General features: G+C 63.4%; 24 protein-coding genes. 12 read left to right on the forward strand and 12 right to left on the reverse strand.

Features of this window, described 5'->3' with window-relative positions:
• Positions 1-158 precede the first annotated feature (158 nt).
• Entirely contained in the window at positions 159-1,769 is a 1,611-nt protein-coding gene (locus tag LB520_RS21820; RefSeq protein ID WP_224639156.1) for an ABC transporter substrate-binding protein, read from the reverse strand.
• 332 nt (positions 1,770-2,101) lie between these two features.
• Between LB520_RS21820 and LB520_RS21825 the strand changes: the two genes are divergently transcribed.
• Entirely contained in the window at positions 2,102-3,292 is a 1,191-nt protein-coding gene (locus LB520_RS21825) for a M24 family metallopeptidase (protein ID WP_224639158.1), read from the forward strand.
• A gap of 318 nt (positions 3,293-3,610) precedes the next feature.
• Here the strand turns inward: LB520_RS21825 and LB520_RS21830 are convergent, their stop codons facing one another.
• From LB520_RS21830 to LB520_RS21840, 3 genes are read right to left on the reverse strand one after another with little or no spacing between them, the layout of a single operon-like run.
• On the reverse strand, positions 3,611-4,027 hold the full coding sequence (locus LB520_RS21830) for a cupin domain-containing protein (RefSeq protein WP_224639160.1): 417 nt from the start codon (positions 4,025-4,027) through the stop codon (positions 3,611-3,613).
• Between the two features lie 4 nt (positions 4,028-4,031).
• A complete protein-coding gene (locus tag LB520_RS21835; protein ID WP_224639161.1) occupies positions 4,032-4,898 on the reverse strand; it encodes a phosphoenolpyruvate hydrolase family protein in 867 nt (288 codons plus the stop codon).
• 12 nt (positions 4,899-4,910) lie between these two features.
• Positions 4,911-6,107 (reverse strand): Tm-1-like ATP-binding domain-containing protein, encoded by a 1,197-nt coding sequence (locus tag LB520_RS21840; RefSeq protein ID WP_224639163.1) that lies wholly within the window; start codon positions 6,105-6,107, stop codon positions 4,911-4,913.
• A 209-nt stretch (positions 6,108-6,316) separates the two neighbouring features.
• Here LB520_RS21840 and LB520_RS21845 point away from each other — a divergent pair, with 209 nt between their 5' ends.
• The 7 genes from LB520_RS21845 to LB520_RS21875 all read left to right on the forward strand — a co-directional run bounded on the left by LB520_RS21845 (position 6,317) and on the right by LB520_RS21875 (position 13,031).
• Entirely contained in the window at positions 6,317-7,012 is a 696-nt protein-coding gene (locus LB520_RS21845) for a TetR/AcrR family transcriptional regulator (protein WP_224639165.1), read from the forward strand.
• Positions 7,013-7,362: 350 nt separating this feature from the next.
• The gene (locus LB520_RS21850) at positions 7,363-8,679 is read left to right on the forward strand and encodes an ABC transporter substrate-binding protein (protein WP_095769194.1); all 1,317 of its coding nucleotides are present in this window, start codon (positions 7,363-7,365) and stop codon (positions 8,677-8,679) included.
• A 64-nt stretch (positions 8,680-8,743) separates the two neighbouring features.
• Complete coding sequence (locus LB520_RS21855; RefSeq protein WP_095769195.1) at positions 8,744-9,649, forward strand: carbohydrate ABC transporter permease; 906 nt, start codon at positions 8,744-8,746, stop codon at positions 9,647-9,649.
• 1 nt (position 9,650) lies between these two features.
• On the forward strand, positions 9,651-10,607 hold the full coding sequence (locus tag LB520_RS21860) for a carbohydrate ABC transporter permease (RefSeq protein WP_095769196.1): 957 nt from the start codon (positions 9,651-9,653) through the stop codon (positions 10,605-10,607).
• Positions 10,604-10,825: a hypothetical protein gene (locus tag LB520_RS21865; protein WP_095769197.1), complete on the forward strand. Its 222-nt coding sequence runs from the start codon at positions 10,604-10,606 to the stop codon at positions 10,823-10,825. Before LB520_RS21860 ends, LB520_RS21865 begins: the two co-directional genes overlap by 4 nt.
• Positions 10,822-11,928: an ABC transporter ATP-binding protein gene (locus LB520_RS21870; protein WP_224639167.1), complete on the forward strand. Its 1,107-nt coding sequence runs from the start codon at positions 10,822-10,824 to the stop codon at positions 11,926-11,928. Before LB520_RS21865 ends, LB520_RS21870 begins: the two co-directional genes overlap by 4 nt.
• The gene (locus LB520_RS21875) at positions 11,928-13,031 is read left to right on the forward strand and encodes an ABC transporter ATP-binding protein (protein WP_224639169.1); all 1,104 of its coding nucleotides are present in this window, start codon (positions 11,928-11,930) and stop codon (positions 13,029-13,031) included. Before LB520_RS21870 ends, LB520_RS21875 begins: the two co-directional genes overlap by 1 nt.
• Positions 13,032-13,162: 131 nt before the next feature.
• Here LB520_RS21875 and LB520_RS21880 read toward each other — a convergent pair whose 3' ends face one another.
• Entirely contained in the window at positions 13,163-13,510 is a 348-nt protein-coding gene (locus tag LB520_RS21880; protein ID WP_224639171.1) for a GFA family protein, read from the reverse strand.
• A gap of 119 nt (positions 13,511-13,629) precedes the next feature.
• Between LB520_RS21880 and LB520_RS21885 the strand changes: the two genes are divergently transcribed.
• Complete coding sequence (locus tag LB520_RS21885; RefSeq protein WP_224639173.1) at positions 13,630-14,925, forward strand: amidase; 1,296 nt, start codon at positions 13,630-13,632, stop codon at positions 14,923-14,925.
• An 80-nt stretch (positions 14,926-15,005) separates the two neighbouring features.
• Here LB520_RS21885 and LB520_RS21890 read toward each other — a convergent pair whose 3' ends face one another.
• From LB520_RS21890 to LB520_RS21905, 4 genes are all read right to left on the reverse strand, one after another.
• Entirely contained in the window at positions 15,006-15,986 is a 981-nt protein-coding gene (locus LB520_RS21890) for a hydroxyacid dehydrogenase (protein WP_224639175.1), read from the reverse strand.
• A 179-nt stretch (positions 15,987-16,165) separates the two neighbouring features.
• Positions 16,166-16,882 carry a FadR/GntR family transcriptional regulator gene (locus LB520_RS21895; protein ID WP_095769202.1) on the reverse strand — a complete coding sequence of 239 codons (717 nt, stop codon included), beginning with the start codon at positions 16,880-16,882 and terminating at the stop codon, positions 16,166-16,168.
• 2 nt (positions 16,883-16,884) lie between these two features.
• Entirely contained in the window at positions 16,885-18,054 is a 1,170-nt protein-coding gene (locus tag LB520_RS21900) for a mandelate racemase/muconate lactonizing enzyme family protein (RefSeq protein ID WP_224610806.1), read from the reverse strand.
• A 46-nt stretch (positions 18,055-18,100) separates the two neighbouring features.
• Positions 18,101-18,988 (reverse strand): sugar phosphate isomerase/epimerase family protein, encoded by an 888-nt coding sequence (locus tag LB520_RS21905; RefSeq protein WP_224639177.1) that lies wholly within the window; start codon positions 18,986-18,988, stop codon positions 18,101-18,103.
• A gap of 400 nt (positions 18,989-19,388) precedes the next feature.
• Between LB520_RS21905 and LB520_RS21910 the strand changes: the two genes are divergently transcribed.
• The 3 genes from LB520_RS21910 (at position 19,389) to LB520_RS21920 (ending at position 22,795) form a co-directional block, all read left to right on the forward strand.
• Complete coding sequence (locus tag LB520_RS21910; RefSeq protein ID WP_224639180.1) at positions 19,389-20,444, forward strand: sugar phosphate isomerase/epimerase family protein; 1,056 nt, start codon at positions 19,389-19,391, stop codon at positions 20,442-20,444.
• Positions 20,445-20,589: 145 nt separating this feature from the next.
• A complete protein-coding gene (locus LB520_RS21915; protein ID WP_224639182.1) occupies positions 20,590-21,777 on the forward strand; it encodes a Gfo/Idh/MocA family protein in 1,188 nt (395 codons plus the stop codon).
• 166 nt (positions 21,778-21,943) lie between these two features.
• A complete protein-coding gene (locus LB520_RS21920) occupies positions 21,944-22,795 on the forward strand; it encodes a sugar phosphate isomerase/epimerase family protein (RefSeq protein ID WP_224639387.1) in 852 nt (283 codons plus the stop codon).
• Positions 22,796-23,090: 295 nt separating this feature from the next.
• On the opposite strand, the gene phnE (LB520_RS21925) is transcribed toward LB520_RS21920, so the two are convergent.
• From phnE (LB520_RS21925) to phnD, 3 genes are read right to left on the reverse strand one after another with little or no spacing between them, the layout of a single operon-like run.
• A complete protein-coding gene (gene phnE / locus LB520_RS21925) occupies positions 23,091-24,458 on the reverse strand; it encodes a phosphonate ABC transporter, permease protein PhnE (protein ID WP_224639185.1) in 1,368 nt (455 codons plus the stop codon).
• A 1-nt stretch (position 24,459) separates the two neighbouring features.
• Positions 24,460-25,413, reverse strand: a complete 954-nt coding sequence (gene phnE / locus LB520_RS21930; RefSeq protein ID WP_140845166.1) for a phosphonate ABC transporter, permease protein PhnE — start codon at positions 25,411-25,413, stop codon at positions 24,460-24,462.
• Positions 25,414-25,469: 56 nt separating this feature from the next.
• Positions 25,470-26,378 carry a phosphonate ABC transporter substrate-binding protein gene (phnD, locus tag LB520_RS21935; RefSeq protein ID WP_095769301.1) on the reverse strand — a complete coding sequence of 303 codons (909 nt, stop codon included), beginning with the start codon at positions 26,376-26,378 and terminating at the stop codon, positions 25,470-25,472.
• Positions 26,379-26,427: the final 49 nt, after the last annotated feature.

The following is a 26,427-nucleotide window of genomic DNA, read 5'->3' on the forward strand; positions in this document are numbered from 1 at the left end:
TATCGGCTTTCGCCAATTTTCGACGCCGCAGGAATGAGCGAGGCGCGAGAACTGCCAATCTCCCCCCAAGAGGGGGAGATGTCCGGCAGGACAGAGGGGGGCGCGAAGGAACTCTCATTCTCAAAGCTGAGCACCGCGGCAGGCAATCCGCAAGGAGATCAGCCGGCCAAATAAGTGTCCGCCCAGTTCGATACCGCCCAGCGCGGGTTGTTGGCGATGTTGCCGACCGTCTCGCGGGCGACGGAGATGAAGCTCCACTCGGCGACGTTGATCAGCGGCAAATCGGCCGCCACCTTCTTCTGAAACTCCTTGTAAAGCTCGGTTCGGGCCGCTGTATCCAGCGTCTCCGATGCTTTCGCGATCAGCGCGTCGAGCTCGGCGTTCTTGTAGCCGCCCTGGTTGGAGAAGGGCACGCCGTCGGGAATGCCGCTCTGCACCAGGATGGTGGTCGAGATCGCCGGGTCGCCGCGGAACACCGGCGGGCCGACGGCGAGGTCGAAGGCGTGGTCGGTGTAGACGGCCTTGATGTGCGCGGCGGAGTCGTTGTTGACGATCTCGGCGTCGATGCCGATCGCGGCGAGTGCCTGGCGCAGATAATCGCCGAACTGCTTCGTCTCGTTGAAGTAAGGCGCCGGCAGCAGCTTCAGCGCGAAGCGCTTGCCGTCGTCGGCGCGCTTGTAGCCGGCTTGGTCGAGCAGCGCATTGGCCTTGGCGACGTCGAAGGGATAGGTCGGCACGTCGGCGGTGTAGAATTGCGGATCGTTCTTCGGCACCGGGCCGGTTGCGGTCGCGGCGTAGCCGAGGAAGATCGTCTTGACGACGAAATCCTTGTCGATGGCCTGCGCGATCGCCTGCCGCACCTTGAGGTCGGCCAGCTCCTTGCGGCGGTGGTTGATCTCGACGACGAGCTGGTAGGTCAGCCCCTCATAGCCCTTGGTGATGACCTTCAGGCCTGGCACCTTGGAAATGCGATCGAGGTCGGCGAGCGGGACGGCGGAGAAGGCGGCGAGCTGGATCTCCTCGGCTTCCAGCGCGGCCGCGGCCGACGTGCGGTCCGGCAGCACCCGGTAGACGATCTCGTCGAGATAGGGCTCGTCCTTGCCCCAATAGGCGTCGTTCCGGGTCAGCCGGTAATATTGCCCGGCCTTGTATTCGGCGAACTTGAACGGACCGGTGCCGACCGGCGCGTTGTTGGCCGGGTTCTCCTCGATCTTGCCAGCCTCATAGAGGTGCTTCGGCACGACGCTCGACAGCGCCGGCAGCGCATTGCGGATCAGCTGGAACGGCGTCGGCTTGGCGAATTTGAAGATTGCGGTGAGATCGTCCGGCGTGTCGACGGCCTCCAGGTCCTTGAACATGGTGCGGCCGAGATTTTGCAGCGGCTTCCAGATCTGCAGCGCCGAGAAGGCGACGTCGGCGGAAGTGAAGGGCTTGCCGTCATGCCATTTGACGCCGTCACGCAATTTGAAGGTGACAGACAGGCCGTCGGCCGCACCTTCCCAGGAAAGCGCCAGCCGCGGCTGAAGCCCGTCCTTGCCGTCGAAGGCGGCTTCGGCCAGCGTCTCGACGATCTTGCTGGAGATGAAGAAGACGCCGTTGGAAGCGACGATCGCCGGGTTGAGGTTGCGCGGCTCGGAATCCGCGGCGACGATCAGCCGGCCGCCCTTCTTGGGCGTCTGCGTAAGGCCGATGGTCGGAAGCGCGGTGGAGGCCAGCAGCAGCGCCGAGCCGGCCAATAGGCCGCGGCGTGAAATCGTCAATTCGGACATCGCTCAAACTCCCCTCTTCGCGCCATGGCAGGCGCGGCAATCCGGTGATTATGGCCCTTGGCAAAGGTTTCGCCAGAGACGGATTTGGCGCATCATGGCTTGGCTTTGAAATTTCCGTCCGCTGGACCAGCCAGCGAAAGAGGCTCTCATGCTCTTATCTGGTTGGACCAGATATAGAAGAGTGGGATCGGGATTGGGACTGAAGCCCGTCATTGGCGCGAAAGTGATCAATTCTGGCTGGACCAGAGTGGCCAAAAAGATGCAGATTTGGCCAACAGCCATACATCATGACTTTCGGCGCTCCTGCGGCCGACAAAGATAGGGAGAGGCAGATGAACATCGCTCCGGGCAAAACCGAGGTCAGCAATGTCCCGTTCGATCAGGCGCGGGTGGATCGGCTCATGGAAGACGCCGGCATCGACGTGCTCTTCGCCACCTCCAAGCACAACACGCAATATCTGCTCGGCGGCTACAAGTTCATCTTCTTCGCGGCGATGGATGCCATCGGTCACAGCCGCTATTTGCCGATCGTCCTTTACGAGAAGGGCGGGCCGGAACATGCGGCCTATATCGGCAACAAGATGGAAGGCGGCGAACACCAGGACCATCCGTTCTGGACGCCGACCTTGCACGCCGCCTGCTGGGGCACGCTCGATGCCGCCAATCTGGCGGTGGAGCATCTCAAAGAGATCGGCAAGCAAGCCGCCCGCATCGGCATCGAGCCGGCCTTCCTGCCGTCGGATGCCTACACGCTGATCCGCAAGGCGCTGCCGGATGCAAAGCTGATCGACGCGACCGACATGCTGGAGCGTATGCGCGCCATCAAGACCGAGGCGGAACTCGAACAACTGCGCATCGCTTCCGAGCTGATCACCGATTCCATGCTGGCGACGATTGGCTGGGCGCGGGAGGGCACCAGCAAGACCGACATCATCGAGCGGCTAAGGCGCGAGGAGACCAATCGCGGCGCGCATTTCGAATACTGCCTGCTGACGCTGGGTTCCAGCCACAACCGCGCCGCGTCCAGCCAGGCCTGGAAGAAGGGCGAGGTGTTGTCGATCGATTCCGGCGGCAACTATCACGGCTATATCGGCGACCTCTGCCGCATGGGCGTGCTCGGCGAGCCGGATGCGGAATTGGAGGATCTTCTGGCTGAAGTTGAAGCCGTGCAGCAGGCGGCCTTTTCCAAGGTCAAGGCCGGCATACTGGGCGGCGACATGATCGCGCATGCCGAGAGCGTTCTGAAGGCATCCAAGGTCGCGGCCTATACGGATTTCTTCGCGCACGGCATGGGCTTGATCACGCATGAGGCGCCGTTCCTGATGACCAATCACCCGGTCGCCTATGAGGGTACTTATGCGGCGAAGCCGCTGGAAAAGAACATGGTGCTGTCAGTCGAGACCACCATGCTTCATCGGTCGCGCGGCTTCATCAAGCTGGAGGACACGGTGGCGGTAACGGACACCGGCTATGTGATGTTCGGCGACCGCGGACGTGGGTGGAACAGGGGCGGGATTTCTTAAGGAGAAGGTCGGCGCTGCCCTCATCCGCCCTTCGGGCACCTTCTCCCCGGTTGCGCTACGCTATGCACATATCTTCCGTACTGGCGTGAGTGATCGACCTGAGGCTTGATTGCCAGGTGGTTCCCCCAATCCGTCGCTGCTTCGCAGCGCCACCTTTCCCCCCTCCGGAGGGAAAGGAAAGGAGCCTTGCTGGACGAGCGCTGACGGCAAAAAGCTTGGCGCCTTTCCTCTCCCCCGTCGATCGAGGGAGAGGTGGCTCGGCGAAGCCGAGACGGAGTGGGGGTCGACCAGCGCTGGAACGGGGAAAAGGAAACATCATCATTTGCCAGCCGGCAGCAGCCTGAAGTCCGGTAGCTCTCGCAGCGCGAGTTCCGGCCCAGCCGGCGAATAGACAACAAACAGCTGCATCGGCTGGTCGCCGGTGTTGAGCGTCGAATGGAAGCGGCTTTCCGGCACATAGATGGTGCAGCCGGGGCCGACCTTCGCTACTACCGGATTGCCTTTCTCATCCTCGACCATCTGCTCGCCATTGCCGGAGATGACGAAGATGATCTCTTCGGCGCCCGGATGGTTGTGGCGGGTGTGGCCTTTGCCCGGCGGTAAGTCGACGACACCGCCGGAGAATCGTTCGGCGCCGTTCACTTCCGGCGCGACGGTCAGCGACAGCTTGCCCCAGTCGAAGCCGAAGGCGCTGACATCCTTCGGGTAGACGAACACCTTGCTCCTGTCGGCCATTGCCTCATCCCTTCTTTTTCTTTGCTTCTGTCTTCTGGTCGCGAAGCGCGACCGCCTTGAAATCCGCCGTCTGCTTGGCGATCGCCGCTTCCGCCGGTAGCCGTTCCATCGAGCTTGCGCCGTAAAAGCCATGCAAGCCCTCGCAGCGTTCGAGAATGTAGCGCGCGTCGTCGGGCATCGAGATCGGTCCGCCATGGCAAAGCAGGATGACGTCCTTGCGCACCGAGCGCGCGGCATCGGCAATGGCGTCGATTTCCTTGACGCAGGCGTCGAGCGTTTTCGCCGAAGTGGCGCCGATCGAGCCGCCGGTGGTGACGCCCATATGGGCGACGACGATATCGGCGCCGGCACGTGCCATGGCGCGCGCCTCGTCGGGGTTGAAGACGTAGGGCGTGGTGAGCAGGTCGAGCTTGCGCGCCTCGGCGATCATGTCGACCTCGAGCCCGAAACCCATGCCGGTCTCCTCGAAACTCTGGCGCATGGTGCCGTCGAACAGGCCGACGGTCGGAAAATTCTGCACGCCGGAAAAGCCCATCGTCTTCAGCTCTGCGAGCAGCAGCGGCATGATGACGAAAGGGTCGGTGCCGTTGACGCCGGCCAGCACCGGCGTCTTCTTGACCACCGGCAGCACCTCATAGGCCATTTCCTTGACGATCTCGTTGGCGTTGCCGTAGGCAAGCAGGCCGGCGGCCGAGCCGCGGCCGGCCATGCGATAGCGGCCGGAATTGTAGATGATGATCAGGTCGATGCCGCCGGCTTCCTCGGCCTTGGCCGACAGGCCGGTCCCGGCGCCGCCGCCGATGATCGGCACGCCGTCGGCGATCATCTTGCGGAATTTTTCCAGGATCGTTTTGCGCGGAATGGCAGCCATGCTTGTCTTGTCTCACTTTTTGGCGATGTCGAGGAAGGCCTCCGCCGCGGCCTTGGCGAAGGCGGGGTCGTTGATGTGCAGCGGCAGGCGCGTCACGGTGCGGTTCCTGGTCGGTTCGATCGTGCGCTCGATGGCCTCAAACAGCACGGCGTCGGCTTCCGGATCGAAGAAGGCGCCGCCTTCGATATCGAGCGCCGATACGCCCTTCTCCGGAATCAGGAAACGGACCGGACCGTCGCATCGGGCGAGGCGGCCACCGATCCATTCGCCGATCCGGCGGCATTCTTCGGCGGTGGTGCGCATCAGCGTGACATTGGGATTGTGCTCGTAGAAGAGCCGCCCACGATATTTTTCCGGGATTGTCGGCGGCGCCCAGAAGTTGACCATGTCGAGCGCGCCGACCGAGCCGACATAGGGCAATTTCGTGCGCGCAATCGCGCCGAAGCGATCCTCGGTCGCCGGCAGCACCCCGCCGAACAGGAAATCGCACACCTCGGTCGTGGTGATGTCGAGGACGCCGGCCAGCAGACCGCTGTCGGCGAGCTTCTCCATCGAGCGGCCGCCGGTGCCGGTGGCGTGGAAGACCATACAGTCATAGTCGGGGCGCAATCGGTCGACGATCGCCGTCACACAGGGCGTGGTGACGCCGAACATGGTGAGTCCCAGCGCCGGCTTGCCGGCGGCGGCCGAGGCGGGCTTCGCGGCCATGCCGGCGATCGCCTGGGCGGCATTGTGCAGCACCATGCGGGAGAGTCTGTTCAGTCCTGCCATGTCGGTGACCGACGGCATCATGATGATGTCGGAGATATCGACGTAAGGCGCGGTATCGCCGGAGGCCAATGTCGAGACCATGATCTTCGGCAGGCCGAGCGGCAACGCCCGCATGCCGGCGGTGACGATCGAGGTGCCGCCGCCGCCGCCGATGCCGATCACCCCGGCGATGTCGTCACGTGACTGGATGAAATTGACGAAGGCCGCGCCCATGCCGGCAACGGCGGTGCCGCGATCGTCGATGCCGAGAACAGCGCCGGCTCCCTTGGGATGATGCGCGGCGACCTCGCTGGCAGGGATATCCACCGGGACGGTCGCGCCTCGCGTGCCGATATCGACACGGACGACCGCGCCGCCGGCCTTGGCGACGGCATCGGCCAGGAAGGCGAGTTCCTCGCCTTTGGTGTCGGCGGTGCCGATCACATAAATGCGCTTCATCCGCGGTTCCCCGTCCGGCATGGCCGGCTTTGCCGCCGGCCTTTTTTGCCCCATCCTCAAGCTCCTCGGCAAAGCCTCGTCGCTGGTGGGGACCCTAATTTTTTGCCCCACCCTCAAGCTCCTCGGCTAAAGCCTCATCGCTGGTGGGGACCCGTTATTGACCGGCATTGCGCCATTGCAAATTTTTGAGACGCGCGTATCGTATTGATATGGATGTCTCACGTCAACAAGCCGCCTCCATCGATGACGCCGCACAGGCGCCGGCCGCCGAGAAGGGGCCGCGCGCCCGCACAAAGCGGCTGATGCTGGAAACGGCGACGAGGCTGATGCAATCAGGCATGACCCCTTCGGTCAGCGAGGTCGCGGAGGCGGCAGAGGTGTCGCGCGCCACCGCCTACCGCTATTTCCCGAGCCAGGCGGCGCTGGTGCAGGCCGTGGTCGATGAAGGGCTGGGCCCTATCCTTACCTGGAAGTCGACGTCCGACGATGCCGAGCGGCGCGTGGCAGATCTGTTCGCGACCGCGATGCCGCGCATCGAAGCCTTCGAGGCAACGTTCAAGGCGGCGCTGAAACTGTCCCTCGATCAATGGGCGCAGCGCCAGGCGGGCACGCTGGGATCCGAACCGGCCTTCATTCGCGGTCATCGCGTCGATTTGTTGAAGGATGCGATCGCGCCGCTCAAGGGGCGCTTGAAGCCGCGCCAGCTCGCGCGCCTGGCCCAGGCGCTGTCGCTGATGTTCGGCGTCGAGGTGGTCACGGTGCTGAAGGACATCTGGGGACTGAACAGCGCCGAGATGATGTCGGTCGCGCAGTGGGCGGCAGGCGCGCTGGTGCGCGCCGCAATGGCGGAATCGGAGGCGAAATCTGCAGGAATGGCTGCGGCGCCTGGGGCGACGATCGGATAAATCTGGTTCGACCAGATTGTGGGGACGATTTTGAATGTTAAATGGGGTGAGCTGGCCCTTACAAGGGATCGGCGTATCAAGGAGTAGGAAAAACAAGGGAAAACAGGCAGATGCCATAATGGTGGGCTCGTTCGTCTGCGCCTAGCCTCCCAAGAAAGCGCTTGACGTCAAGCGGGAATTGGTAATACCAGATTTAGGACCGATAAAGCGGATCAAAGTGAAGGTTGCGATCCATTTCCGACAGGGTGGGAGGCCTGGACCGGAGAGGTGCCATCACAGGAGGAACTACCAAGGCCGGCTTCGCCGCCGGCTCGCATGAGACGGTAGAATGCGCACAAGGGAGGAAAACTATGCGCAAGATTATGACCAGCGTGATTGCTGGTATTGGGCTGGCGCTTGCCTGCGGGACATCCGTCCGCGCGCAGGATAAAGAACTCACCATCTTCTGGGCGGAATGGGACCCGGCGAACTATCTGCAGGAACTCGTCAACGACTACACGGCCGAAACCGGCGTGAAGGTCACCGTTCAGACGACGCCGTGGCCCGACTTCCAGACCAAGGCCTTCACCGAGTTCAACGCGCATGGCGATGCCTACGACATGGTCGTCGGCGACTCGCAATGGCTGGGCGCCGGTTCGACGCAAGGCCACTATGTCGACCTGACCGACTTCTTCAACCAGCACAAGCTTGGCGACGTGATGGCGCCCGCGACCATCAAGTATTACGCCGAGTATCCGGGCGGTTCCGGCAAATACTGGGCGATCCCGCTGGAAGGCGACGCGATCGGCTGGTCCTATCGCAAGGACTGGTTCGAGGACCCGAAGGAGAAGGAAGCCTTCAAGGCCAAATACGGCTACGACCTCGCGGTGCCGACGACCTATGCGCAGCTGCGCGACATCGCCGAGTTCTTCCACCGTCCGGACCAGAAGCGGTACGGCGTGGCCATCTACACCGACAATTCCTATGACGCGATGGCGATGGGCGTCGAAAGCGCCATCTTCAGCTATGGCGGCGATCTCGGCGACTACGCGACCTACAAGGTCGACGGCATCACCAACTCCAAGGAAGCCGCCGCCGGCCTCGACATGTACAAGCAACTCTACAAGTTCACGCCTCCGGGCTGGGGCAAGACCTTCTTCGTGGAAGACAACCAGGCGATCACCGGCGGCCTGGCAGCGATGAGCATGAACTTCTTCGCCTTCTTCCCGCCGCTGGTGAACAAGGCCACCAACCCCTATGCCGACGTCACCGGCTTCTTCGCCAATCCGGCCGGCCCGGACGGCAAGCGCTTCGCCGCGCTCGGCGGCCAGGGCATCTCGGTCGTCTCGTATTCGAAGAACAAGGACGAGGCGATGAAGTTCCTCGAGTGGTTCATCAAGGACGAGACCCAGAAGAAGTGGGCCGAGCTCGGCGGCTACACCTGCAGCCAGGCCGTGCTGAAGTCCGAAGCCTTCCAGAACGCGACGCCCTACAACAAGGCGTTCTATGACACGATGTTCATGGTCAAGGACTTCTGGGCAACGCCTGAATACGCCGAAGTGCTCGATCAGCTGAACCAGAACATCTATCCGTTCGTGGTCGGCGGCAAGGGTACCGCCCAGGAGGCGCTCGACAAGACGGCCGCCGACTGGAAGGCGACCTTCACCAAATACAACCGTTACAAGTAAGCATCGCAGTCAGAATGCCGGAGGAGGTTTCCCCCTCCGGCATTCCTGTTTTCAGGAGACAAAGTTGGCTTCGGTAGCCCTTACCAATCTTGATCCAGCGTCCAGGGCCGCCGCTCGCGGCTGGTCCGATCTGACCATCCGCAACCTGTTCATCATCCCGACGCTGGTCTTTCTGATCGTCTTCAATATTTTCCCGCTGATCTATTCGCTCGGCTATTCCTTCACGAACTTCGCCGCGAACCGCAGCGAACCCTGGCAGTTCGTCGGCTTGCAGAACTATCGTGAGCTGCTGAGCGACGATCACATCTGGTCGAACTTCGTCATCACCGCCAAATACGTGATCGTTTCGGTGGCTGGGCAGATGATCGTCGGCTTTGGCCTTGCGCTTCTGCTCAACCGCAGCTTTCCGATGAAGGGCCTGATCACCACGCTGCTGCTGTTGCCGATGATGATGTCCGCGGCGGTCGTCGGCCTGTTCTGGCAATTGCTCTACAGCCCGTCCTGGGGACCGATCAACTATGTCTTCGGCCTTGGCGACTTCGCCTGGCTCTCCAATCCCGACAGCGCGCTCTACGCGGTCGCGATCACCGATATCTGGATGTGGTCGCCTTTCGTCATGCTGCTGTCGCTCGCCGGTCTCTCGGCCGTGCCGCAGCATCTCTACGAGGCGGCCGCGATCGACCGCGCCGGGTGGTGGTACACCTTCACTCGCATCACCTTGCCGCTGGTCTCGCCGATCCTTCTGATCGCGCTGATCTTCCGCACCATGGAAGCCTTCAAGACCTTCGACATTGCCTACACCATGACCACCCAGCCGACCGCCGAGCTGATCGCGATCCGGCTCTACAAGCAGGCCTTCCAGCAGTGGGATACGGGCAAGTCCTGCGCGCTGGCCTACATCGTGCTGATCATGGTGCTGGCCATCACCAACCTCTACGTGAAGTATCTCAACAAGGTGAAGGAGCGCTGACATGGCCGCCGTCCGCACTTCTTCCGAGGTCGCCTTCAACCGCATCGCCATCGCCGCGGTGCTGATCGCGACGCTGATCTTCCTGGCACCGATCTACTGGATCGCCTCGACGGCCTTCAAGCCGAAGGAGCTCGCCGTCAGCGTCCCGCCCACCGTGCTGTTCGAGCCTGAGGTGACGCCGTTCGTGCGGCTCTTCACCAAGCGCGTGCAGATGCAGAAGCCCGTCGATCCGCAAGTCTACGATGCCGCGCCCTGGTGGGAAAAACGCATCTATGACGGCGGCGAGCGGGTTCTCAAGGTCGGCAAGGACGTGCAGCTTTCGCAATATCCCGACCGGTTCATGAACAGCCTGATCGTGGCTGTGATCAGCACGGTGCTGGCTGTGGGCATGGGAACCTTCACCGCCTATGGCTTCTCACGCTTCAAGATCGCGGGCGAGGCGGACCTGCTCTTCTTCATCCTGTCGACCCGCATGCTGCCGCCGGTGGTGGTCGCAATCCCAATGTTCCTGATGTACCGGATGGTCGGCCTCAACGATTCGCATATCGGCCTGATCATCCTCTACGTTGCCTTTAACCTGTCCTTCTCGGTCTGGCTGATGAAGGGCTTCATGGACGAGATCCCGAAGGAGTATGAGGAAGCAGCACTCGTCGACGGCTATACGCGCATGCAGGCCTTCTTCAAGATCGTGCTGCCCGAGGCCGCGACCGGCATCGCGGCGACTGCCGTGTTCTGCTTCATCACTGCCTGGAACGAATACGCCTTTGCGCTGATCATGACCAACCGGCGCGCCCAGACGGCGCCGCCCTTCATCCCCTCGCAGATCGGCTCCGGCCTGCCGGACTGGACGACGATCGCGGCGGGTACCTTCCTGTTCCTGTTGCCGGTCGCAATCTTCACCTTCCTGCTGCGCAACCATCTGCTTCGCGGCGTGACGTTCGGAGCAATCCGCAAATGAGTTTTCGCTCCACCAACGAAAAGTACCTGCTGCCGGCCTCGCAAATCCTCATGGTGCTGGGCATCGTAGCGCTCTGCCAACCATGGAGCCTCGGCCTGCATTCATACGGTGTGACGATCATTCTGATCGGGCTGATCGGCTTCAACATCACGTCCAAGATCGCACCGGAGCAGAGCGAGGAAACCGGCGCCGCGACGCATGAGGGAGCCCGCCAGTGACGCAGATCGAACTTCGCGGCATCGAGAAATTCTTCGGTGCCGTCCAGGTCATCCATAATCTGAACCTGGCCATCGCCGACAACGAGTTCATCGTGCTGCTCGGCCAGTCGGGCTGCGGCAAGACCACAACGCTGCGCGCCGTGGCAGGGCTGGAGACGATCGACCAGGGCGACATCCTGATCGACGGCAAGCCGGTGCAGCACCTCAAGGCGGCCGACCGCGACATCGCCATGGTGTTCCAGTCCTTCTCGCTCTACCCGCATATGACGGTGTTCGAGAACGTCGCCTTTCCGCTGCGTGCAATGCGCATGAGCAGCGGCGAAGTCGACAAGTCCGTGCGCGAGGTCGCCCGGGTCCTGCGCATCACCGATCTGCTCGACAAGAGACCGTCGGCGCTCTCGGGCGGCGACATGCAGCGCGTGGCCATCGGTCGTGCGCTGGTGCGGCGCCCGAAGGCAATGCTGATGGACGAGCCGATCGGCGCGCTCGACGCCAAGCTGCGCGAGGAGATGCGCGCCGAGATCAAGCGCCTGCACGTCAAGCAAGGGTCGACCACGATTTATGTCACGCACGACCAGATCGAGGCGATGAGCCTCGCCGACCGCATCGTCATCATGCATGAAGGCTTCATCCAGCAGGTCGGAACGCCGGATGAGGTCTATTCGCATCCGGCAAACCTGTTTGTGGCGCAGTTCGTCGGCAGCCCGGTGATGAACATCGCCGAGGCCAGTGTCGCGGATCAGGCGGGCGCTGCCTCCGTAACCGTCGGCGATGCGCCGGCTGGCTTCGAGTTCCCGCGCCAGCTCCTGTCCAGGCTCAACGGGCATGCAGCCAATGGCGGCCTGACGCTCGGCATCCGCCCGGAGGGCGTACTCGTGCGGCACGATGCGGCGCCCGGCTACATGTCAGTCGAGGCGAGCATCATCGAGCCGCTCGGGTCCTTCGACATTGTCGATCTCAGGCTCGGCTCCACGATGCTGCGCGCCCGCACCAAGGCGGGCTACGTCTCGGGCCCCGGTGAGAAAGTCCATGTCCGCATCGATCCCGAGCAGGCGCACTTTTTCGACACGGCAAGCGGCAAGTCGCTGGGAGTAAGGCTGTAATGGCCCATATCGAACTGAAGAACATCACCAAGAAATACGGCAGCCACACCGCGCTGACGGGTCTGAACCTCGACATAGCCGACGGCGAGTTCTTCGTGCTGCTTGGCGAGACCGGCGCCGGCAAGACGACGACGCTACGCCTGATCGCCGGACTGGATAAGCCGACCGAGGGGCAGGTTCTCATCGACGGCGTCGACGTTGCCGACTGGGGCGCGGCCGAGCGCGACGTCGCGCTGGTGCTGCAGCAATATTCGCTTTATCCGCGCTACACTGTGCGGCAGAACCTCGAATTTCCGCTGAAGCCGAAGATCCGCCGGCTGCCGGATGCCGAGATCAAGGACCGTGTCGCGCGCGCCGCCCGCACGCTCAGGATCGAACATCTGCTCGACCGCAAGACCGACCGGCTTTCCGGCGGCGAGATGCAGCGCGTCTCGATCGGCCGAGCGATCGTGCGCAAACCGCGCGTGTTCCTGATGGACGAGCCGCTCTCGGCGCTCGACGCCAAGCTGCGCGAGGCGCTGCGCACGGAATTGAAGAACCTTCAGATGCAACTCGGCGCCACGTTCCTGTTCGTCACGCACGACCAGATCGAGGCTATGTCGATGGGCGACAAGGTCGGCGTGCTCAACCATGGCCGCATCGTGCAGACGGGCACGCCGCATGAGATCTACAACAATCCGCGCGACACCTATGTCGCGAGCTTCGTCGGCTCGCCGCCGATGAACCTCATCGACGGCAGGCTGGTCAACGACCGCGCGGTGATGGCGCCGGTGAATTTCGAACTGCCGCTCACAATTGGCGCCAAGAGCTTTGGCGGGGGCAGGACGAGCGGCGCGGCCGACGGTCGCCCGCTCGTCTTCGGCATCCGTCCGGAGGACGTCTATCTGGAGAGCGGGGCTTCGGTCGAGGCACGCGTGCACGATGTCGAGAACCATGGCGTGGAAAAGATCCTGACGCTCAGGGTCGGCGACACGATGCTGCGGGCCACGGTGCCGGCCAGGACCGACGTGGCTATCGAAGAGCCGGTGCGCTTTGCCTGGAACCCCGACAAGGTGGTGATGTTCGATAAAGGCAGCGGTGTGAGCCTGCGGCACGCCGGATAGAAGTCTTAGCCTGCTGACTTGCTCGCGGCGCTGTGGCCTTCCTGATGGGGCCAAGCAGACCGCCGAGTAGGCCGCTCGCCCTCGCGAGTATCGGCCCCGGCGGCTCTCACGAGCGCCGGGCCGGTCAATCTTCAAGCCGAGCGGCCGTCGAACTCGAACACTTCGATGCCGGCGATGTCGACGCCGTCGAGGCAGTTGATGTTGATATAGGCGGACCGTTCGTTGCCTTGGCCGACGTCCTCGGCAAAGGGGTGCATGCCGCATGTGCGGCAGAATCGGTGCGCGATTTGAGCCTTGCCGAAGGTGTAGCGGCCGAGGTCGTCGCCCCAGGCGACCAGATTGAGCTTTTCGTGCGGCACGGCCCACAAAAGCGCGCCCTTACGTGAGCAGATCGAGCAATTGCAGCGCACGGCTATGCCGAGCTCGCCTTCGACCTCGAACGCCACCTTGCCGCAGTGGCAGCTGCCTTTGTACAGCATCAGCATCTTTCCATCGCTGGCAGGGTGCAAAGGCACACTTGCCGGGTTATCTCTTCGCCGGCCAAGACCAGGCCGCACGGTTAAAAGACGTTGCAATTTTGCAAGGCCCGACATCGAAAATGCAATCCATCCGCGACCGTCTTGAAATCATCCTGTCACGTCTTGCCAATCGGGCGGGGGATGAGAAGGTCTATACGAAGCTCTATGCCGAGGCCGCGCGGGCAGCCGCCGATGCGTCCGATGCCCGCCGCAAGGCCGGCGTCAGCCTTGGGCCGCTCGACGGGCGCATCGTTTCGATCAAGGATCTGTTCGACGTCGCCGGCGAGCCGACAGCGGCCGGATCGCTGATCCGCGCCAGCGCCGAACCGGCGGCGCGGGACGCAGCGATCGTGCAAAGGCTGCGCCAGGCGGGCGCGGTCATCCTCGGCAAGACCAACATGACCGAGTTCGCTTTCACCGCGATCGGCGACAATCCGCATTACGGCACACCGGGCAACGCTGCCGATGTCGGCCTCATCCCGGGCGGCTCGTCATCTGGAGCCGGCGTTGCGATCGGCGAGGGCACAAGCGACATCTCGATCGGTTCGGACACCGGCGGCTCGGTGCGCATCCCCGCCTCGCTCAACGGCGTCGTCGGCTTCAAGCCGACGGCGCGGCGCGTGCCTTTGACGGGAGCCTTTCCGCTGTCGATGACGCTGGATTCGATCGGTCCGCTTGCCCGCAGCGTCGCCGATTGCGCGATCGCCGATGCGGTCATGGCGGGACAAGAGCCCGCCGGTCCTCAGCCGGGCTCGCTCGCCGGCCTGCGCGTCGGCATTCCACGCGGCGTCTTGTTCGGCGAAACGCAGGCGAAGGTCGCCGAAGTTTTCGAGGCCTGCATCGACAGGATCGGACGAGCCGGCGCCCGCGCCGCCGATTTGTCCATCGACGATCTTATCGCCGAGATGCGCGCAGCAACCAGGCGCGGGACGATCGCGTCCATGGAAGGCGCGGAGGTGCATGCCGATTGGCTGGCGGGCGGCGCCTCTGTGCCGGTCGATCCGCACGTCACCGGGCCATTGGCGCGCGCGCTGGCTGTCCCTGCCTCGGCCTACATCCGGACGATCCGCCGGCGCGCCGAGCTTGTGGCGGCCATGGCGCAACGGCTGGAGACGGTCGATGTTCTGGCATTGCCGACCGTGCCGATGGTCGCGCCGTCCATCTCCGCCATGGCCGGCGACGAAGCTCTGCGCGACAAGACGGAAGGACTGCTCTTGCGCAACACGCAGGTCGCCAACCAGTTCGACCTTTGCGCGATCTCGCTGCCGATGCCCGGCACGAACCTGCCGGCCGGATTGATGCTGGTGGGCAAACACGGGCATGACAGTCATCTGCTGCGCATTGCCGCCGCGGTCGAGGCTTTGCTTGGCCGGTGACTGCGCAGGCCATCAGGACGCAAGTCCGGAAAGGCTGGCCCGCATCTCAGGTCTACACCGTCGCGATGCTCGCCGCGGAACTATTCGCCGACCGGAAAACGCCGGCGATAGTGCTCGATAACTTCCGGATTGCGCAGATTGACGGGCAGCTTGCCGGCGAGCACCAGCAAGGCCTCGCCGGCGGCGCCGACACCCATGCGCATCATCGATTCCTCGGTGATGCCGGCCATATGCGGGGTGACGATGACGTTGTCGAAGCCGAAATAGGGATGGTTCGGCGGCAGCGGTTGGGTCGCAAAAACGTCGAGCGCAGCGCCGCCGATGCGGCCGGCACGCAGGGCTTCGATCAGCGCCTCGTCATCCACCACCGGGCCGCGCGAGACATTGATCAGCAGCGTGTTGGGTTTCATGCGGGCAATGCGCTCGCGACTTATGAGGCTGCGCGTTTCCTGCGTCAGCGGGCAGCAGAGCACGATGATGTCGCTCTGCTCGACCAGCGCATCGATCGACAGGAAGCCGACGCGTTCGGGCGCCGGACGCAGGCTGCGCGTGGTCGCCACGACATTGAGGTCGAAGCCGTGCGCGGCGATGTGGCCGACAGCCTGGCCGACCGCGCCGAGGCCGACGATGCCGATGGTCTTGCCGGCCAGCTCGCTGGTCGAGTTGGCGTGCTCGCGGCCGGCAAGCCAGCCCTTGGCGCGCAGGTCGCGGTCCATCACGCGGAAGCGCCGCAGCAGCGCAAGGGCGGTGAACATCACATGCTCGGCGACCGAGCGGGCGTTGACGGCGGGCACGTTCGCCACCAGCACGCCGGCGGCGGTCGCGGCCTCGACCGGGATCATGTCCAGTCCGGCGCCGTGGCGGATCGCGGCGCGCAGGCTCGAAGCACCCGCAAACAGCTCCGGGGGCAGCGGCGCGCGCACGATGATGATGTCGGCGTCGCGGGCCTCGGTGGTCAGTGTCTTGGCATCGAGCGCGGAAGCGATCGCAAGCCTCCCGGCGCCGGCCAGCATCGCCGTGGCGCGTGGGTGCAGCGGATGCGTCGACAGGATCTTGCGCATGGGGTTCCATTTCCGCATTTGTGCGATGCCAAGCTAAACGTCTGGCTGCAAAATGCTCAAGGGCATTTCGCCGTTTCACGGAACGGAGAACTGCCCTGTTCCTGTGGGTTGACGCAGTTTCGGACGAAAGGCTACGGCAAAGGTGCCGAACCTGACCGTCCACACCTTCCTGGAATTGCTTAAGCCTTTTCGAGTGCCGCGCTTTTCGGCTCCATTCCGCGGCCTTCGATGATCCCCTTCCAGTAGCTCTCGGCGCCCTGCAAATGAGCATTCATCAGGGCCTGGGCGAGGTTGCCGTCGCGGCGCAGCAGCGCTTCGTAGATCTGGATATGCTCGGCATGCGAACGCACCGAGCGTTCGGGATCGTTGAAATAGATCGGCAGGCGCTGCTCGCCCATCAGGTAATAGACGCTGCAGATGTTGTGGAAGACGCTGTTCTTGGTCGCGCGCACGATCTCGAGGTGAAACTCGCGATCTTCCTTGGCGAGGCCTTCGCCGGCGGCGATGCGCTCTTCGGAAGCCTTCAGGATCTCGCGCAGGCGCTCGAAGTTCTCCTCGGTGGCGCGCGAGCAGGCAAGCTCGGCCGCCTTGATCTCGTGGATCTTGCGCAGCTCGACGGTTTCGTAGATCTGCACCGGATCGAGCGGCAGGCCGGCGCGGGCGAACAGCGCCAGCGCTTCCACGCTCGCCTGCTTGGTGTCGATATAGATGCCGGATTTGGCGCGCCGCACGACAATGCGCATGGCCTCGAGGATGGCCAGCGCCTCGCGAATTTGGCCGCGGCTGACGCCGAAATGTTCCGCCAGCTCTCGCTCGGAGGGCGTGCGGCCGGACTCCTTGTCCGAGTTGGAAAAGAGATAGGCGGCGAGTTCCGCGAGAAGGTTCTTTTCTTTCATCGTCAAATACGTTGCGCGTGCGCCTCCAGGAATCGCTCGGAGATGGTGAATCCCAATCCAGGCTTTTCAGGGATCGCTATCATACCGTCCTTCGCCTCGACAGTCTCCTCGACGAGGTCGTGGATCATCGGGTTGGCGCCGAGCGAATATTCAATGGTGAAGCTGGCGGGCGAGGCGGCACACACATGCAGCCCGGCAAAGAAGCAGGGCGCGCCGGCCCATAGATGCGGCGCGAAGCGCAGGTTGAAGGCGCTGGCGATGGTGCCGATCTTCATCGCCTCGCTGATGCCGCCGCAGAAGGCGGGATCCGGCTGGAAGATGTCGGCCGACTTCAGCACAGCCAGATCGCGGAAGGCATAGCGCGTCGCCTCGCTTTCGCCGGTGGCGATCGGCGTCGATCCCGAGGCGCGCACGTCGGCCATGCCCGGCTTATCGTCGGCGGTCACCGGTTCCTCGAACCAGGCAAGGTCGAGATCGGCGGTGAGGTTGATGAAGCGCTTGGCCTCGGCGACGGTATAGGTGCCGTGCGCGTCGACCATCAGATCGACATCCGGCCCGATCGCCTGCCTTGCGGCGCGCACGCGCGCGGCCGAGACATGCGGGGCGCCGTCCATGGCGCCGATGCGCATCTTCAGCGCCTTGAAGCCGCCCTTGGCGATGTAGGATGTCAACTGCTCGCCGATGGCGTCGGCTGAGGCCCAGCCGCCCGAGGCATAGGCCTGCATGCGCTCGACCTTGCGGCCGCCGAGCAGCCGCCACACCGGCTGCCCCAGCGACTTGCCGAGGATGTCCCAGAGCGCGATGTCGACGGCGCTGATCGCCGCCACACTCATGCCGCGCCGCGCCAGCTGCGGCATGGCATGGCCGGCATGCGCCGCCGTCTCATGCCGCACGCCGTTATAGAGCATTTCCCAGATGATGCCGATGTCGGCCGGATCGCAACCGATCAGCTGCGGGCCGATCTCGTGGTTGAGCATATGGACGAGCGCGCCATAGCTGCCGGCGCTACCGGCGGCGTTCTTGCCCTCGCCCCAGCCGACAAGGCCGTCAGCGGTCTCGATGCGCAGAATGGCGGCGTCGAACGTCGTCACCTGACCGAAGTCGCTGCGATGCTGCTTCGCGACTTCGATCGGGATACGAACCCACCAGGCCTGGACGCTTTTGATGCGCATGTTTTCCCTTCGGCCCCTCCGCCCGCCGGGTGGAAGGGACAGGTTTCTACTTGATCAGCGGCAGCAGCGTTTCGGCGGTGATGCGCATCTGGTCGGTGTAGAATTTTTCCGTGAGCACGCTGGAGCCGTGGTCCTGGATGAATTTGAGCTGCTCGGGCGAGATGTCGACCGGATTGCGCTCGACCATCTCCGGATAGGGCGCCGCCGGGGTGCGGTCGACGGGCGCGACGAACTCGTTGGTCAGCGCGCCGTCATAGCCGACTTCCTTCAGCGTGCGCACAATCTTCGGCCAGTCGATCTGGCCAAGGCCGGCTGCGAAGCGGTTGTTGTCAGCGACATGGAAATCGAACAGGCGCTTTCCGACCTGACGGATCGCGTCATAGACGTTAAATTCCTCCATGTGGATATGGTAGGCGTCGAGGCAGACGCCGCATTCGGGGCTCACCGCATCGGCGAGCGCCAGCGCCTGGGCGCCGCGGTTGAAGAGGTAGGTCTCGAAGCGGTTGAGCGGCTCGACGGCGATCCTGACGCCGACCTTCCTGGCATGGCTGAAACATTCGCGCGTGGCATCGACCACCCATCCCCATTCCTCCGCCTCGGTGCCGTCCGGCACGACCTTGCCGACGGTCGCCGGCACCAGCGTGATGATCTCGCCATCGAGCTCGCTGACCATGGTGAGCACGTCCTTGACGTATTGGACGGACCGCTCGCGCTGGCCCTGGTCCCTGGCGGCGAGATTGCGCTCGCCGAGCATCAGAGTCACCGAGCCCCAGCAGCGGATGCCGTGCTCCTTCAGGAGCGCGCGCGTCTCCTTGGTCTTGTACTGCTCGGGCTCGCCGGAAATCTCGATCGATTCGTAGCCGAATTTCTTGATGCGCTTGAGCGTCACCTCCAGCGGTTCCGCCCGCATCCAATTGTGAGTCGAAAGATGCATGGTCTATCCTTCCCAGAATTCGCCTGTCACATTCTACCCCGCGACGCCTCCAGCAGAGGCGGCGTATGATTCCTCCCCAAGGCGTTGCCAGCATTTTCCTCGAAACTGGTTCGACCAATTGGGCCCTCCATGACCTCTACAGCAAATTTTGATGCACGGCAACAAGTGGGCGGCTGAAGCTCTATCAGCCGAGCAATAGTCTGATTTTACGTGGTAATTCCACTTATCTGTTTGCAAGCTCGGCTCGCCTCCGCGGTTTTCGGCCGCTTGACCGAATTCCGGGATTTGGTAATACCAGAATGGCGCAATGCATAGACGCCGACAGGGTTGACCAAACAGGCTGGCCCTCATTTCAATAGGCGCTATGCTTGGTCGCGAAAACAAACGAGGGAGGATGCCGATGCCGACGACGATGAAGGGCCCCGGCCTGTTTCTGGCGCAGTTCGCGGGCGACGCTGCGCCGTTCAATTCGCTGGGTTCCATCACCAAATGGGCAGCGGGGCTGGGTTACAAGGGCGTGCAGATCCCGACCTGGGACGCGCGCCTGTTCGACCTCGAGAAGGCGGCGTCGTCGAAGGCCTATTGCGACGAGGTGAAAGGCGTCTGCGCGGATGCCGGCGTCGAGATCACCGAATTGTCGACGCATCTGCAGGGGCAACTGGTCGCGGTGCATCCCGCCTATGACGCGCAGATGGATGGATTTGCGCCGCCATCCGTGCACAACAATCCCACGGCACGGCAAAAATGGGCTGTCGAGCAGATGAAGTTCGGCGCCAAGGCATCGCGCAATCTCGGGCTGAACGCCTCGGTGTCGTTCACCGGCTCGCTGGCTTTCCCTTACCTTTATCCGTTCCCGCAGCGCCCGGCCGGCCTCATCGAGGAAGCCTTCGGCGAACTCGGCAAGCGCTGGAAGCCGATCCTCGACGTCTATGAAGACAATGGGGTCGATGTCGGCTACGAGATCCATCCTTCAGAGGACGTGTTCGACGGCGCCACCTTCGAGATGTTCCTCGACGCGGTCGGCGGCCACAAGCGCTGCAACATCAACTACGACCCGTCGCATTTCCTCTTGCAGCAGCTCGACTATCTCGAGTTCATCGACATCTATCACGAGCGGATCAAGGCGTTCCACGTCAAGGATGCCGAGTTCAACCCGACCGGGCGGCAAGGCGTCTATTCCGGCTACCAGGGCTGGGTGAACCGTGCAGGGCGCTTTCGCTCGCTGGGCGACGGGCAGGTGGATTTCAGCGGCATCTTCTCCAAGCTCACCCAGTACAATTACGATTCCTGGGCGGTGCTGGAATGGGAGTGCTGCCTGAAACATCCCGAGGACGGCGCCGCAGAAGGCGCGCCTTTCATCCAGCACCACATCATCCGGGTGACCGAGAAGGCCTTCGACGATTTCGCCGCCGGCACGACCGATAAAAAGCTGCTGCGGGTGATGATGGGGATTTGACTGCAGCTCCCTTGAGGAGGTTCGGACCGCAGGTTCGGGTGGGGTTGAATCCCAAGTCGCAGCGGACTCTTACACCCCACCCCGACGCTGCGCATCGACCCTCCCTACAAGGCGGAGGGTGAGGAACTAAAGAGAGAGGACAAGAATGGTCGGCGCATCGAAATCGGAAGCGGGAGGCGGCCCGATCCGCTATGGCATGGTCGGCGGCGGGCAGGGCGCCTTCATCGGCGCTGTGCATCGCATCGCGGCGCGCATGGACAACGACTTCGTGCTGGTGGCCGGCGCGCTGTCGTCGGATCCGGCGCGGGCCAAGGCATCGGCCGAAGAACTCGGGCTCGATCCCGCGCGCAGCTACGGCTCCTATGCCGAGATGGCCAAGGCCGAAGCCAAGCGTCCCGACGGCATCGAGGCGGTGGCGATCGTGACGCCGAACAACGTGCATGTGCCGGCGGCGAAAGCCTTTCTAGAGGCGGGCATCCATGTCATCTGCGACAAGCCGCTGGCGACCTCGCTGGCCGAGGCGAAGAAGCTTGCCGCCCTGGTCGAAAAGACCGGCAAGGTGTTCGTGCTGACCCATAATTACACCGCCTATCCGATGATCCGGCAGGCACGCGAGATGGTGGCCAAGGGCATGCTCGGCGACATCCGCATCGTGCAGTCGGAATATCCGCAGGACTGGCTGACCGAGGACCTTGCCGCCACCGGCCAGAAGCAGGCCTCATGGCGTTCCGACCCCAAGCAGGCCGGCGCCGGCGGGGCGCTCGGCGACATCGGCACGCATGCCTATAACCTGGCTCGCTTCGTCTCGGGACTTGAGCTCGATACGCTGTCAGCCGATCTCGACGCCTTCGTGCCGGGGCGCCAGCTCGACGACAATGTCAACGTGATGCTGCGCTTCAAGCCGGTCGGCAATAAGCATCCGGCCAAGGGCATGATCTGGGCCAGCCAGGTCGCGCCCGGCCACGAGAACGGGCTGAAGCTGCGCATCTACGGCTCCAAGGGCGGGCTGGAATGGGTGCAGGCAGATCCGAACTATCTCTGGTACACGCCGTTCGGCCAGCCGAAGCAGCTGCTCACCCGCGCCGGCGCTGGCGCAATGCCGGTGGCGGCGCGCGTCAGCCGCGTGCCGTCGGGCCATCCGGAAGGCTATCTCGAAGGTTTCGCCAACATCTACCAGGAGGCCGCGCGCGCCATACGGGCCGCGCGCCGGAAGGGCGGCAAGCCGGCTAAGGATGTGGTCTTCCCGACTGTCGCGGACGGCGTCGAAGGCATGGCCTTCATCGAGGCTTGCGTGAGGTCGTCGAAGAAGAACGGGGCGTGGACGAAGCTGTAGGGGTGACGATATTCAGGTGAGGCCGGCCTGCAAACGGCGGCTTCCTGCGCTTCCGGTGCTCACGTACGAAAAGTACGCTCCGCTCCGGTTCTCGGAATCCGTCGTTTTCGACTCGGCCTGACCTGAATCTCGTCACCCCTCGGCCGAAGATGATGAGGGGATGTCGATGAAAATCGGCATGTGCATGTTCTTGTGGACCACCAGCGTCTCGAAGAAGCACGAGGCGCTGCTGAAGGACATCAAGGCGACCGGTTTCCACGGCGTCGAGATACCGGTCTTCGCGGGCGCGCCCGACGACTACAAGAAGTTGGGCGAGATGCTCGACCGCATCGGGCTGGAGCGTACCGCGGTCTCGGCCATGGGCGATCCGGCGATGAACCTGATCTCGCCGGATGCGGCGACCCGCAAGGCCGGCATCGACTATATGAAATGGGCGATCGACTGCAGCGCGGCCTTGGGCGCGGATACCCTCAGCGGGCCGTTGCATTCGACGCTCGGCGCCTTTTCCGGCAGCGGCCCGACGGCGGCCGAAAAGAAGCGCTCGGTCGCCTCGCAGCGCGCGATCGGCGACCATGCCGGCAAGAGAGGCGTGACCATCGGGCTCGAAGCGCTCAACCGCTTCGAATGCTATCTCGTCAACACCATGGCCGACCTGTGCGAACACATCGACGCGATCGACCGGCCGCACATCAAGGCCATGTACGACACGTTCCATGCCAATATCGAGGAGGCCGATCCGATCGGCGCCTATACAAAGCATCGCCGGAACGTTGTCCATATCCACATTTCGGAGAATGATCGTGGCGTGCCGGGGCGCGGCAACATCCCGTGGAAGGAGACGTTCTCCGCCATCCGCAAGAGCGGCTATGACGACTGGCTGACCATCGAATCCTTCGGGCGCTCGCTGAAGGATCTGGCGGCGGCGACGAAGGTGTGGAGGGATTTTGCGGAAAGCCCCGAGGCGGTTTATCGCGAGGGGTATCGGCATATCAGGGACGGGTGGAAGAAGGCGGCTTAGGGGCCCTGCGCCTGATCCATTTTCTATTTGCCGTGGCAACGGTTGCCAGGTGGTTCCCCCACTCCGTCTCGGCTTCGCCGAGACACCTCTCCCCCCTCCGGAGGGAGAGGAAAGGGAGCCTGGTGGCGCCGGGAGAGGAAAAAAGCCTCGGCCTTCGACGACAGGCGCGGATCGGACAGCTTGGCGCCTTTCCTCTACCCCGTCGATCGGGGGAGAGGTGTCGAGCGAAGCTCGACGGAGTGGGGGTCGACCTTTGGCGCAGGCGAGACGATGCTTGCGCTTCTGCGCCACAAGGTTACCCCTGCGTAGCCTGCAGCCGATTGTAATCGTGCAGCGTGCGGCTCAGCCTGCGGCGCAGGAAGTTCGAGATATTGTCGAAGATGAAGACGACGAGCAGCGTCAGCAGCACCATGTAGAAGACGTTGGCCCAGTTCGAATTGGTGCGCATCGCTTCCCATAGTTTCAGGCCGATGCCGCCGGCGCCGACGGCGCCGATGATGGTGGCGCCTCGGGTGTTCGATTCCCACTGGTAGAGCGTCTGGCTGATGAAGACCGGCACCACTTCCGGCAGCACGCCGTAGCGCTGCACCAGCAGGCCGTTGGCGCCGGTCGAAAGCACGCCCTCGCGCGGCTTGTCGTCGATGTTCTCCAGCGCCTCGGAATAGGTTTTGCCCAAGGTGCCGATCTCGGTGAAGAAGATCGCGGCGCTACCGGCCAGCGGTCCGGGGCCAAAGGCGCGGGTGAAGAACAGCGCCCAGATCAGCATGTCGACCGAGCGCATGAAGTCGAAGAAGCGCTTCAGCACCTGGCTGAGCAGCCCGCTCGGCGTGATGTTGCGGGCGGCGAAGAAGGCAAGCGGGAAGGCGACGATGCCGCCAAGCAGCGTGCCGAGGAAGGCCATGACGATGGTCTGCAGGAGCTTCGTCCAGACATCGCCATGCTGCCACTGCGCGTTATTCCAGATGTTGTCGGCGGCCAAAGCGAGGTTCGAGGTGCCTGGCTTGAGCTCTGGCCCGGAGGCGATGAGCGAGATGACCTCGCCGGCCGATTTGCCAAAGAAGGGCGAGCGGGTGTCGAAGACGAAATTTGCCCAGCCGAGGAAGCGCTTGCGCACCTTGACGCGATCGACGGTGACGCGCACCTCGCCGACAAAGCCCATCTTGGCGACGATCTCATCGTCATGGACGGTCACCCAGTCGGGCACCGGACCTGTCACCACCGGCTTGCCGCCGGTGAGCGATACCGGCACCGTCTGGCCGCTGGCGACGATCGTTGCCCTTGTCTTGTCGAAGGTGACGGACTTGTCCCGGCCGTCGATCAGGACGGTGAAGGTGCCGTCCGGATTCTTGATCACCCAGTCGGGATCGGGATGCTCGCCGAGCGCCGAGAAGCGCGGATATTTCGGCGTGATCTCGGGCTGGTCGAGCCGGAATTCCGGCTGCAGGTCGTAGCTGATCCATTGCGACAGGAAGAGCGGCAGCCGCTCCCAATGCGATTCGCGCAGCACCTGCGGCAGGCTGAAGAACCACAAGGCATAGGCGAGATAGAGCACGGTGCCGGCGATCAGCAGCAGCGGCCAGAAACGCTTATAGGCCGGCCGCTGGAATATCTGCGGATGGCGGCCTTCGATGGCGCTCAGTTCGGAGGCGGTCATGGCGGCCATTTCAAGCGCTCATCAGGAAGGCCTGCTCACCGACGAGCTTGCGGCGCAGCCAGGCGGAGAACTGGTCGACGAGGAAGATGGTGACGAAGAGCAAGAGCACCAGCGCCAGGGTCTTGGCGCCGAAGCCGCGTGAAATGGAAAGTTTCAGCTCCTCGCCGATGCCGCCGCCGCCAACCGCGCCCATGATGGTCGAGATGCGCACGTTGATCTCGATCCTGAGCAGCGTATAGGACATGAAATTGGGCAACACCTGCGGCAGGTCGGCGAAGCGCACGCGTTCGAACCAGTTGGCGCCGACAGCACGCAGGCCCTCTTCCGGGCGCATGTCGATGTTCTCGTTGATCTCGTAGAACAGCTTGCCCAGCGCGCCGATCGAATGCAGGCCGATAGCGATGATGGCGGCGACCGGGCCGATCGAGACGATGGCTGCGAACAGGCCGGCAATGACGATTTCGGGGAAGGCGCGCAGCAATTCCATGAAGCGCTTGACGATGAGCCGCAGGACCGGGCTCGGCGTCAGGTTGCGCGCGGCGATGAAGGAGAAGGGAACGGCGAAGACGAAGCCGATGAAGGTCGAGACCAGCGCCACGTTCACCGTGGTCAGCATCAGCTCGAAATATTCAGGGATGTAGAAGCCGCCCCAGATGTAGACGCGGCCAAGCGGGAAATTGAATTCCTGCGTGCCCTTGTCGTTGGGCGAGGCGATGTCGAACAGGGCGCGCCAAACATCGTTCCAGTCCTTCGGGACCAGCCAGCTCAGGAAATCGAGGATGTGCGGCAGCCGGTCGAAGAAATGGCCGGCATTGGCCTCGTCGGCGAACCACATGGTCGCGCACATGGCGACAAGCAGCAGGCCGACGCCAAGCGCGGTGTAGAAACGGCGCAGCGATGTCTGGCGCCGCCAGGCATCGGCCTGCTGGCGGGTGGCGTCGGAATGGAGTGTCGCTGATGTCATGATCGGGACATGCAAAAAGGGCGGCGTTTCGAACGCCGCCCTTTTTCCTGATGCCTTTAACCGCCGATGGCGGCTTTGCGGGCTTCGACGATGACGCTGTAGAAGTCAGGCTTCACCGGGACGTAGCCGGTGAAATCACCACCCTCGACGCCTTCGAAGCAGGCCTTGTCCTTGGCCGGCAGCGCGGTGAAGAAAGCGGTGAGCTTGGCGGTCATCTCGTCGCCGAGCGCGGTGCGGACAACCAGCGGGCCGTTCGGGATCAGGCCCGAGCGCCACACTTCGACGAAGTCGTTCGGGTCGACGGCGCCCTTGGCGACTTCCTTGTGGAAGGTGCCGGAGGTGTAGCCGTTCTTGAAATCGCCGATGCCGGAGGAATCGTCCACCGCCACGTCGACCTTGCCGTCGCGCACGGCCAGCACGTTGTTCTCATGGCCGCCGTTGAACTGGGTCGAGGCGAAGTAGGTTTCGTTGGAAGCGCCGGTGTCCTTCGGAATCTGGGTCAGCGGGATCAGATAGCCGGAGGTCGAATCCGGATCGGCATAGCCGAGCTTCTTGCCCTTGGCCGACTTGATGTCGGTGATGCCGGAAGACTTCAGCGCCAGGCCGATCGAGTAGTAGCCGGTCGAGCCGTCGGTCTGCTTGGTGGTGAGGATCGGCGTGACCGCCTTCGGGTCCTTGAGATAGACGCTGGCGTAACCGGAAGCGCCGAGCTCGGCGAAGTCGAGCGTGCCGCCGAGCAGGCCCTGGATAACGCCGTCATAGTCGGCGGCCGGGAACAGCGACACCTTTTCGAAGCCGAATTCCGACTTCAGGTGATCGGCGAGGCACTGGTAGTTGCGCAGGCGGTCGGTCTCGTTCTCACCGCCGAGGATGCCGACGCGGAATTCCTTGATATCAGCGGCATGCGCGGCGCTGGCCGCCATGGCGAGCAGCGAAACCGCCCCAAAAACCATCTTCCTGAACATTTTGTCTCTCTCCTGTTGCTCCGGCTGCGCGCCGGCGGCGTTCTGATTT

The sequence above is a fragment of the Mesorhizobium sp. CA12 genome (genome assembly GCF_020165255.1).
Classification (GTDB): Bacteria; Pseudomonadota; Alphaproteobacteria; order Rhizobiales; family Rhizobiaceae; genus Mesorhizobium.